The sequence below is a fragment of the Bradyrhizobium sp. Ken01 genome, from assembly GCF_055807355.1.
In genome coordinates this window covers 1-7538 of sequence record NZ_JBVVPC010000100.1, presented here as the reverse complement: position 1 = coordinate 7538, position 7538 = coordinate 1, and the positions used below count along the sequence as shown (strand labels likewise).

Below are 7538 nucleotides of genomic sequence, written 5' to 3'. Positions count from 1 at the left end.
TGGATGATCCCCGGCAAGATGGTCAAGGGCATGGGCGGCGCGATGGATCTCGTCGCCGGCGTCAAGCGCGTGGTCGTGGTGATGGAGCATTCGGCCAAGGACGGTCCAAAGCTCCTGAAGCAGTGCAATTTGCCGCTGACCGGCGAGCGCGTGGTCGACATGGTCGTGACTGACCTGGCCGTCTTCACCATCGACAAGCACGGCAGCGGCGGCATGGCGCTGATCGAGCTCGCCGACGGCGTCTCGCTCGACGAGGTCAAGGCCAAGACCGAGGCCGAATTTCGCGTCGCACTGAAGTAAAGCTGGGTCTAATTCGCCTCGCTGTGCGCGATTGCAACCGTCGTTGCGCCGTCCATCAGAGGGGCCAGAGGTACTCGAAAAGCCCCCAGTCGCTCGCCGAGCTCGATTGGTCCTTATCGGCCCGTTCAAAGAACGGTCGAGATTACAGCGTGTAGGTTTTCCGAACGTGTTGCTATTCGGTTCATCAGAGGGCAATGCCATCTCAGGATAGCGATGGCTTGCGCTAGTTAATGGCTGGCGCGGATTGGTTGAGCACACCACCGATTCCTGGAGCGCTTGCAATCCGCCTGGCGCGAGCTGTCGCTTCCGACGAGATTGCCTGTGAGTCTCCTACAATCAGCCCGAAACAAACGTGCTCTTCGAAGTGATCACAGCGCGTTGAGCGGCGCTCGATGATCACGGCCCAGCTAGTTCAGTGAGCGGGAACGTCTTCCCCGCTGATCGATCGAATTTTCAACCATGCCATCCATCCGGGGATAACCGTCGAGAGTACGCGAATGGTGCAAGGCGGCCAAGCCCGTCCTTCACAGCCTCACTGCGTGAGGCAAGCTTACGGCCGGCGCTTAAGTAAAGCCAGCTTCGTGGTAGGACTTTGGCTGAAGTGCGCATTCACCTTTCTCAACCCGAAGGCGATGTAATTGCGCTCAATATAGCCGACCGCAACTATGTCGCCATCCTTCATTGCCTTGTCCACTTCCGCGAGCTCATCCACCAGAGATGCAGATGCTTCGGCAGCGAATTCCTGAGCCAGGGAATACCAGATCCGTGCGGCTTGGAAATAAAAATGATCCCACATTTGGCGCAACGCCGCGTTGCCGATCAGGCCCCCGATCAGGAAGTGAAGATCGTGATTGATTTTCCAGTATTCGATGAGCTCGAAGGTCTCAGTTAGCTTCTTGGCCCTGGCACGCAGCAGGGCAGCTTGGGCAATCTGCGCCTGTGTGCAGGGATTGGGCGAGAGATGGCCAATCATCTCGGCGATCTTCAGGCGCACCTCATAGATGTCGCGTAGCTCTGGGAGCGCGAGCGAAGTCACGATGGTACCGATGCCGTCGCAGGATTCGACCAGCCCGCCGAAGATCAGGCGCTGCAGCACGCCGCGGATAGGCGTGCGGCTGACGCCGAATTCGGCCGCGATCTCCGCCTCCTTCAGGATCGTGCCCGGCGGGTATTGCAGCAAGCAGATGCGGTCGCGCAGCGTCTCATAGATCGCTTCTGTTGCGACCCGCTTGCCGCTCCTCTCTTCAACGGAATCCATCATGGCGTCGATCAGTGCTCCATCAGCAGGCGGCCGTGGCCGGCGATGCGATCTTGGATGCCGGCAAGCCGGAGTGTGTCCCAAATCATAGCTTGGTTGCTGGCGATCACCGGTTTGGCCGCCGTCTGTTCGATCTGCCCCACGACATCCAGGGTGCGCAGCGCACCGCAGCTGACGAAGATCGCATCCGCGTCAGGCCGGTCCATGGATAGGGCGAACTCCGCGATGTAGTCGGGCGCGACCCGTACCATATCGCTATCTTTCTCCAGATTCAGTCCGGCGACCGCCAGCACGTCAAATCCTGCCTTCCGCAGATAGGCCGCCTCGCAGTCGTTGATCTCATCAAGATAGGGAGTCGCGACAACGATCCGACGCGCGTTCATCGCTTGCAAGCCGCGGATGACGCCGGTGATCAGGCTGGTCGGCCGCGCGTTGGGCGCGCCTTTCTTCAGCTCCGCGGCCACCCGATCCTCGCCAATCACCATGCTCCCAGAGGTACAGGCATAGCAGATGACGTCGAGGCTGCCGTCCGGCAACAGGGTCGAGGCGCAATCGGCCAGTAGCTCGGCTTGGGCGGCGAGGGTTGCGCTGGTGATGCTGTCGGGAATGGCTGCACGGGCGAAATGGATGCCGACACCGTCAGGCCGGAGCTTCATCACGTCATCCTGGATCGTCTGCTCGGTCGCGAGCAGCACGAATCCGATCTTGGCACGGTGGTGACGGCTGCGATCGAACCTAATGGCACCGGCTGGCCGGGTTACTGGAGCTTCTGACTGGGGCGGCATTGGCGCTTCCTTCCTACTGTTCTGCCAGGGTGGATACACCAATATCAGACGAGCAATAAGAAAGTGGCAAAAAGACGGAACTTGCCAATGACGCCGCGCATGGTGTATACACCTTCCTTGCAGCAGCTAAAAGGCGCGGGCCGCCCCCAGCAGGAGAGTGCGCATGTCAATAGAGACTCGTGAGGTTTCGCGCCGCTGGTTCCTAGGCGAGGCACTCGTAGGTGCCGCCGCTCTGCCCGGACTCGGCTCCCGCTGGAGCGGCGCTGCGCTTGCCGCCAGCGAGGCGGTAAATTTCGCCTGCTATGGCGGACCCTACAACGACAACATCACGAAGGCTTTCCTCCAAGACTTCGAGCAGAAGACCGGCGTCAAGGTTTCCCTCGGTGCAGATGCGTCGCTGGCGCTCGCAAAGTTGCAGGCCTCGATCGATCCGGCCCAATGGGACATCGTGGAGCTGACCGGGCCGGAATATGAAGTTGCGGTGAAGCAAGATCTGCTGCTGCCGTTGGACACCGGTGTGGTCAATACGGCGAAGATCCCCGCCGACTGCAAGAGTACGCACGGTATCAAGTATGCCCTGTTCCTATTCGTCATGGCGTGGGACCAGCGAAGGATCCCCGATGACAAGGCGCCGAAGACCTGGGCCGAATTCTGGGATACAGCGAAGTATCCGGGCAAGCGGTCGTTGAGCGCAAACATCAGCGACGGCAGCGCGCTGGAGGCCGCGCTGCTGGCTGACGGCGTCGGCATGGACCAGCTCTATCCCTTGAATGTCGATCGCGCCTTCAAAAGCCTGGAGCGCCTCGGCAAGCGCAACATCATCTGGCACAACACCAGCCAGGAGCCGATCCAGCAGCTGAGCTCAGGCGAAGTGACTCTGGCGAGCTCCTTCAATGGGCGCGTCATTCCAGCCAGCCGCAGCGGCGCCAAGATCGGCTTCACCTCAGAATATGGTGGCGTCAGCGGCGACTATCTTGGGGTAGTGAAGACTTCACACAACGCGAACAACGCCTTTCGCCTAATCAACCACATGATTACCGACGATCAGGCCGCCGCCGAATTCATGAAGCTCACGACGTACACCAGCACGAATGCCGACGCGCTGAAGCTGGTGGCTGCCGACCTCGCCGACACCCTGCCGACCAGTCCGAAGCTGAAGGGCAAGGTGTTCGTCAAGAGCGATACCTGGTGGGCGCAAAATCTCGAGAAGACCCTGCTCAAGTTCAAGCAGTGGCAGTTGATCTGACAAGGTGCAGGGAGGCAGGCCGGATGGCCAACTTGGGTCAGGCGGCTGAGACGACGGCCGCGCGGTGGCGGGGGCTGCCCTCGCGTGCGGATCGCCGTCTGCTGTTGCTGCCGATCGCCGTGCTGTATGGCCTCTTGATGCTGGCGCCGCTCGCCTTGATCATAAAGACCAGCCTGGCCGGGGGCCTCGGCCACTTTCGCAACGTACTCGAGACGCCGGTGCTGTGGCGCGTGATCGAAAACACCGTCGCAATCAGCGCGACCACGACGGTGGTCGCGCTCATCCTGGCTTACATCTATGCTGCAGCGATGTGGCGGGCGACGCCGGTGCTCCGGGCAGTGCTGCTCGGCCTAGTCATGCTGCCGTTCTGGACCGGCGTGCTGGTCAAAAACTTCGCCTGGGCGGCGCTGCTGCAGGACAACGGCGTAGTCTTGAACGGGCTGCAGGCGCTCGGCGTCGACACCGACGGCATATCGCTGCTGCACAACCGCTTCGCCGTCATCCTCGGCTTGGTGCATTACGTGTTACCTTACGCCGTCTTCCCGATCTACGCGACGCTGACCGCAATCGACTGGCGGCTGATTCGCGCGGCGCAAAGTCTCGGAGCCTCGTTCAGTCGTGCAGCCTGCGTCGTGATACTGCCCTTGAGCCTGCCGGGCGTACTGTCAGCTGGCCTGCTTGTCTTCATCGTGTCGACCGGCTTCTTCATTACGCCAACTATCCTTGGCAGCCCGGGGGATATGATGGTCGCCAACCTAGTCGATTTCTACGCCCACAAGATCGTCGACTTCGGCAGTGCGGCCGCGCTCGCCATGCTGATGATTGCGAGCGTTTCCATTCTGGTGATCGCCTATCAGCGCGTTCCGCGAGAGGGGCAGTATGGGGCGGTTTGAATGGCTAAGCCGTCCCGTGTTATTCGGCGCAGCCCTGGCGATCGGCGGTTATCTGCTGCTGCCCAGCCTGATCATCATTCCCATGGCGTTGACCAAGGGCCAGATGATCCAGTTCCCGCCAGAATGGATTTCGATCCACGCCTTCGCCGATTACTTTGAGGATGAGCAGTGGATCACCTCGACGTTGGTCTCTCTGAAAGTTGCGCTGCTCGCGATGATGGTTGCCTGCCTCTCCGGGTCTTGTGCTGCCATCGCTCTACAGGGCCGGCGCTTCCGCGGGAACGCCGTTGTCGTCAGTATCATTCTGGCGCCAATCGCGATGCCATTAGTGGTGCTGGGCCTTGCAGACTATCTGTTCTTCGTCCCGCTGCAGTTCCTGGCAGCCTGGGTCAAGATCGGATTCGCGCACAGCCTGCTCGTGACACCTTACGTCTTCGTGACCGTGCAGGCTGTCCTAGCCGGGCTGGATCCGGCGTTGGCGCGCTCCGCCAGCAGCCTCGGAGCGCGTCCACTTTCGATGCTGCGCCACGTCTACTGGCCGGCGATCCGGTCGGGGGTGCTGGCGGGAGCGCTCTTCGCATTCGCCGTTTCGTTCGACGAAGTGGTGATCGCGCTGTTTCTGCAAAGCCCCGAGGCGACAACGCTGCCGGTGCGCATGTTTACTAGTATTCAATACGATCTGACGCCGAGGATCGCAGCGATCGCGACCTTGCTCGTCGCCCTGGCCGCAATTGCTCTGCTCGCCCGGGGCTGCGTCGCCCGCCGTAGTCGCACAACCCCCGACAATTGAACTTGGACCGACCGAAATGTTGATGCGAAGACCAGAAATCATGTCGGAAAGCACGTCCCCCTCTATCAAGCGTAGCTCCGGGCGCGTGGAACTGGTTGCCGTCAAGAAGAGCTATGGTGCCGGCCCCGAGGTTGTCAAAGACGTATCGTTCGCAGTGGAGACGGGCGAATTCCTGACGCTGCTGGGGCCGAGTGGCTGCGGCAAGACGACCACCCTAATGATGGTCGCCGGCTTCGAGCAGCCGAGCGTCGGCGAAATCCGGGTTGACGGCCGCGACGTCTCGCGTCTTCCGCCGAGCGGACGAAATTTCGGCGTTGTGTTCCAGAGTTATGCCCTGTTCCCGCACATGACCGTGAAGGCGAACGTCGAGTTCGCACTGCGGATGCGCGGCCTCCCCCTTAGCGAATGTGCGCGACGCGCCCGCGAGATGCTCGAGAAGGTTGGGCTTGCCGATTTCGCCGACCGGAAGCCACGCGCGCTGTCGGGCGGGCAGCAGCAACGCGTCGCCTTAGCCCGTGCCCTGGTCTTTGAGCCGGACGCCCTGCTGCTGGATGAGCCCCTTGGTGCGCTTGACCGCCGGCTGCGCGAAGCCATGCAGATCGAGATCAAGGAACTCCAGAAACGGACCGGCGTCTCGATCCTGTTCGTCACTCACGACCAGGACGAGGCCATGATGATGTCCGACCGCATTGCAGTCATGAATAAGGGGCGCATCGTCCAAATCGGCAGCCCGTTCGAAGTGTATCACCGTCCGCGCACCGCCTTTGTTGCGGGCTTCCTAGGTGAGACCAACCTAATCCCAGGCCCTAGCGGAAGTACGACTGTCTCGGTCCCTCCGGAACGGATAAGGTTTCTACAGCTCGGGGAAACCGCCGACCAGTGCATCGAGGGAATTGTCCTCGACCGCACCTTCCTCGGCCATCAGGTGCGCTTCAACGTCCATGCTATCGGTCAGCGCATGCTCGTCAGCAGCGCCGATCCGGTCATTCATGCGCGGGTGGCCCCGGGCGACAGCGTGCGCCTCGGCTGGAATGCCGAGGATGCCCACCTCCTTACGGCTGAAACCTGAGCCTCAAAGCGTCATTGCAGGGAAAATCACCATGCTCGACCAAGCCCGCCAGCGAACCCGCGTCTTTCAACAGCGCCTGAAAGAAGAGCGCATCGATGTCGCCGTCCTCACCAACCAAAGTTCAATCGCTTATCTCGCCGGCTTCTGGGGCTATCTCTCATTGGAATTCGGCCGGCCCACCTTCCTCATCCTTCGGCCCGAGGCCGCGCCAGTCGTCGTAACCCCATTGATGGAAAGCGAGATGGTTTCGGCAATGACCTGGGTCGAGGACATCATGACATGGGAAGATGCAGGAGCCGATCGCTGGGAAACCGTGCTGGCGCGCGCGCTGGGCCCTACGCCGGGCCGCGTGGCCACCGAGATCGCGATTATGCCGGCGGTGGTGCGGAATTGGTTCGACGCGAGTCATCCAGGCGTCCCGCTGTGCGATGTCGGCCCAATCCTGGGCACCATGCGGATGATCAAGAGCCCCGAAGAGATCGCGGTCATGCGCCACGCTGGTGCCATCGCTGGAGCAATGATGGCGGCAGCGGAAGGCGCGCTCGCCGAGGGGGCGCCGGAATACGAGGCCGCCCTGGCTATCATCAACGCCGGGACTCGCAAGGCGGCGAGCTTCTTGACGTCGAAGGGTTGGGAAGCCTTTGTCTCACCGCTGATCCACAACCTGCAGATCATGCAATCCGGCCGCGACACCTCCATGGTTCACCGCCGCGCTAGTGTTAAGCGCCTAGAGAAAGGCGACCCGGTCTATTTCTGCTTCTGCAACATGGCGGAGTTCAAGCAGTACAAGCTCGGCTTCGACCGCATGTTCTTCATTTCCAAAGTGTCTGATGAGGCGCGCTTGGTGCAGCAAGCGGCGATCGATGCGCAGCAGGCGGCGATCGCCGCAATCCGTCCAGGCGTCACCGCCGAGAGCATCGCCGAAGCCGCCAACCGGGTTTACGCTGCGCGCGGCTATTCCACTGGCTATCGGACCGGGCGCTCGATTGGCATGTCCTATCTCGAGGCGCCCGAACTCAAACAGGGAGACAAGACCATCCTGCAGCCCGGGATGACCTTTGCCGTGGACGGCGGCATCAGCCTGAACGGCCGGCTTGGCGCCAGGATCGGGGACTCAATCGTCGTCACCAAGACCGGGTCCGAATACCTGACAGATTATCCACGAGACTTGCGCGTGGTCGCGAGATAGCCGGCAGG

General features: G+C 61.4%; 8 protein-coding genes. 6 read left to right on the top strand and 2 right to left on the bottom strand.

The genetic code is table 11. From position 1 onward, the window contains the following. On the top strand, nt 1–300 hold a 300-nt coding region (locus AC0L3S_RS38465; protein WP_473285087.1), incomplete at its 5' end, for a CoA-transferase. A gap of 550 nt (nt 301–850) precedes the next feature. Here AC0L3S_RS38465 and AC0L3S_RS38460 read toward each other — a convergent pair. Next, nucleotides 851–1561 carry a GntR family transcriptional regulator gene (locus AC0L3S_RS38460; protein ID WP_259219445.1) on the bottom strand — a complete coding sequence of 237 codons (711 nt, stop codon included), beginning with the start codon at nt 1559–1561 and terminating at the stop codon, nt 851–853. A gap of 8 nt (nt 1562–1569) precedes the next feature. Continuing rightward, nucleotides 1570–2253 carry a maleate cis-trans isomerase family protein gene (locus tag AC0L3S_RS38455; protein ID WP_259219446.1) on the bottom strand — a complete coding sequence of 228 codons (684 nt, stop codon included), beginning with the start codon at nt 2251–2253 and terminating at the stop codon, nt 1570–1572. A 253-nt stretch (nt 2254–2506) separates the two neighbouring features. On the opposite strand from AC0L3S_RS38455, the gene AC0L3S_RS38450 reads away from it, so the two are divergent. From AC0L3S_RS38450 to AC0L3S_RS38430, 5 genes are read left to right on the top strand one after another with little or no spacing between them, the layout of a single operon-like run. Next, nucleotides 2507–3589 (top strand): extracellular solute-binding protein, encoded by a 1083-nt coding sequence (locus AC0L3S_RS38450; protein ID WP_259219447.1) that lies wholly within the window; start codon nt 2507–2509, stop codon nt 3587–3589. Nucleotides 3590–3621: 32 nt separating this feature from the next. After that, nucleotides 3622–4482, top strand: a complete 861-nt coding sequence (locus AC0L3S_RS38445; protein ID WP_456652734.1) for an ABC transporter permease — start codon at nt 3622–3624, stop codon at nt 4480–4482. Continuing rightward, nucleotides 4469–5272, top strand: a complete 804-nt coding sequence (locus AC0L3S_RS38440; RefSeq protein ID WP_259219449.1) for an ABC transporter permease — start codon at nt 4469–4471, stop codon at nt 5270–5272. The genes AC0L3S_RS38445 and AC0L3S_RS38440 overlap by 14 nt, the downstream gene beginning before the upstream one ends. 40 nt (nt 5273–5312) lie before the next feature. After that, a complete protein-coding gene (locus tag AC0L3S_RS38435) occupies nt 5313–6341 on the top strand; it encodes an ABC transporter ATP-binding protein (protein ID WP_456652733.1) in 1029 nt (342 codons plus the stop codon). Nucleotides 6342–6372: 31 nt separating this feature from the next. Beyond that, nucleotides 6373–7530: a M24 family metallopeptidase gene (locus tag AC0L3S_RS38430; RefSeq protein ID WP_259219451.1), complete on the top strand. Its 1158-nt coding sequence runs from the start codon at nt 6373–6375 to the stop codon at nt 7528–7530. Nucleotides 7531–7538: the final 8 nt, after the last annotated feature.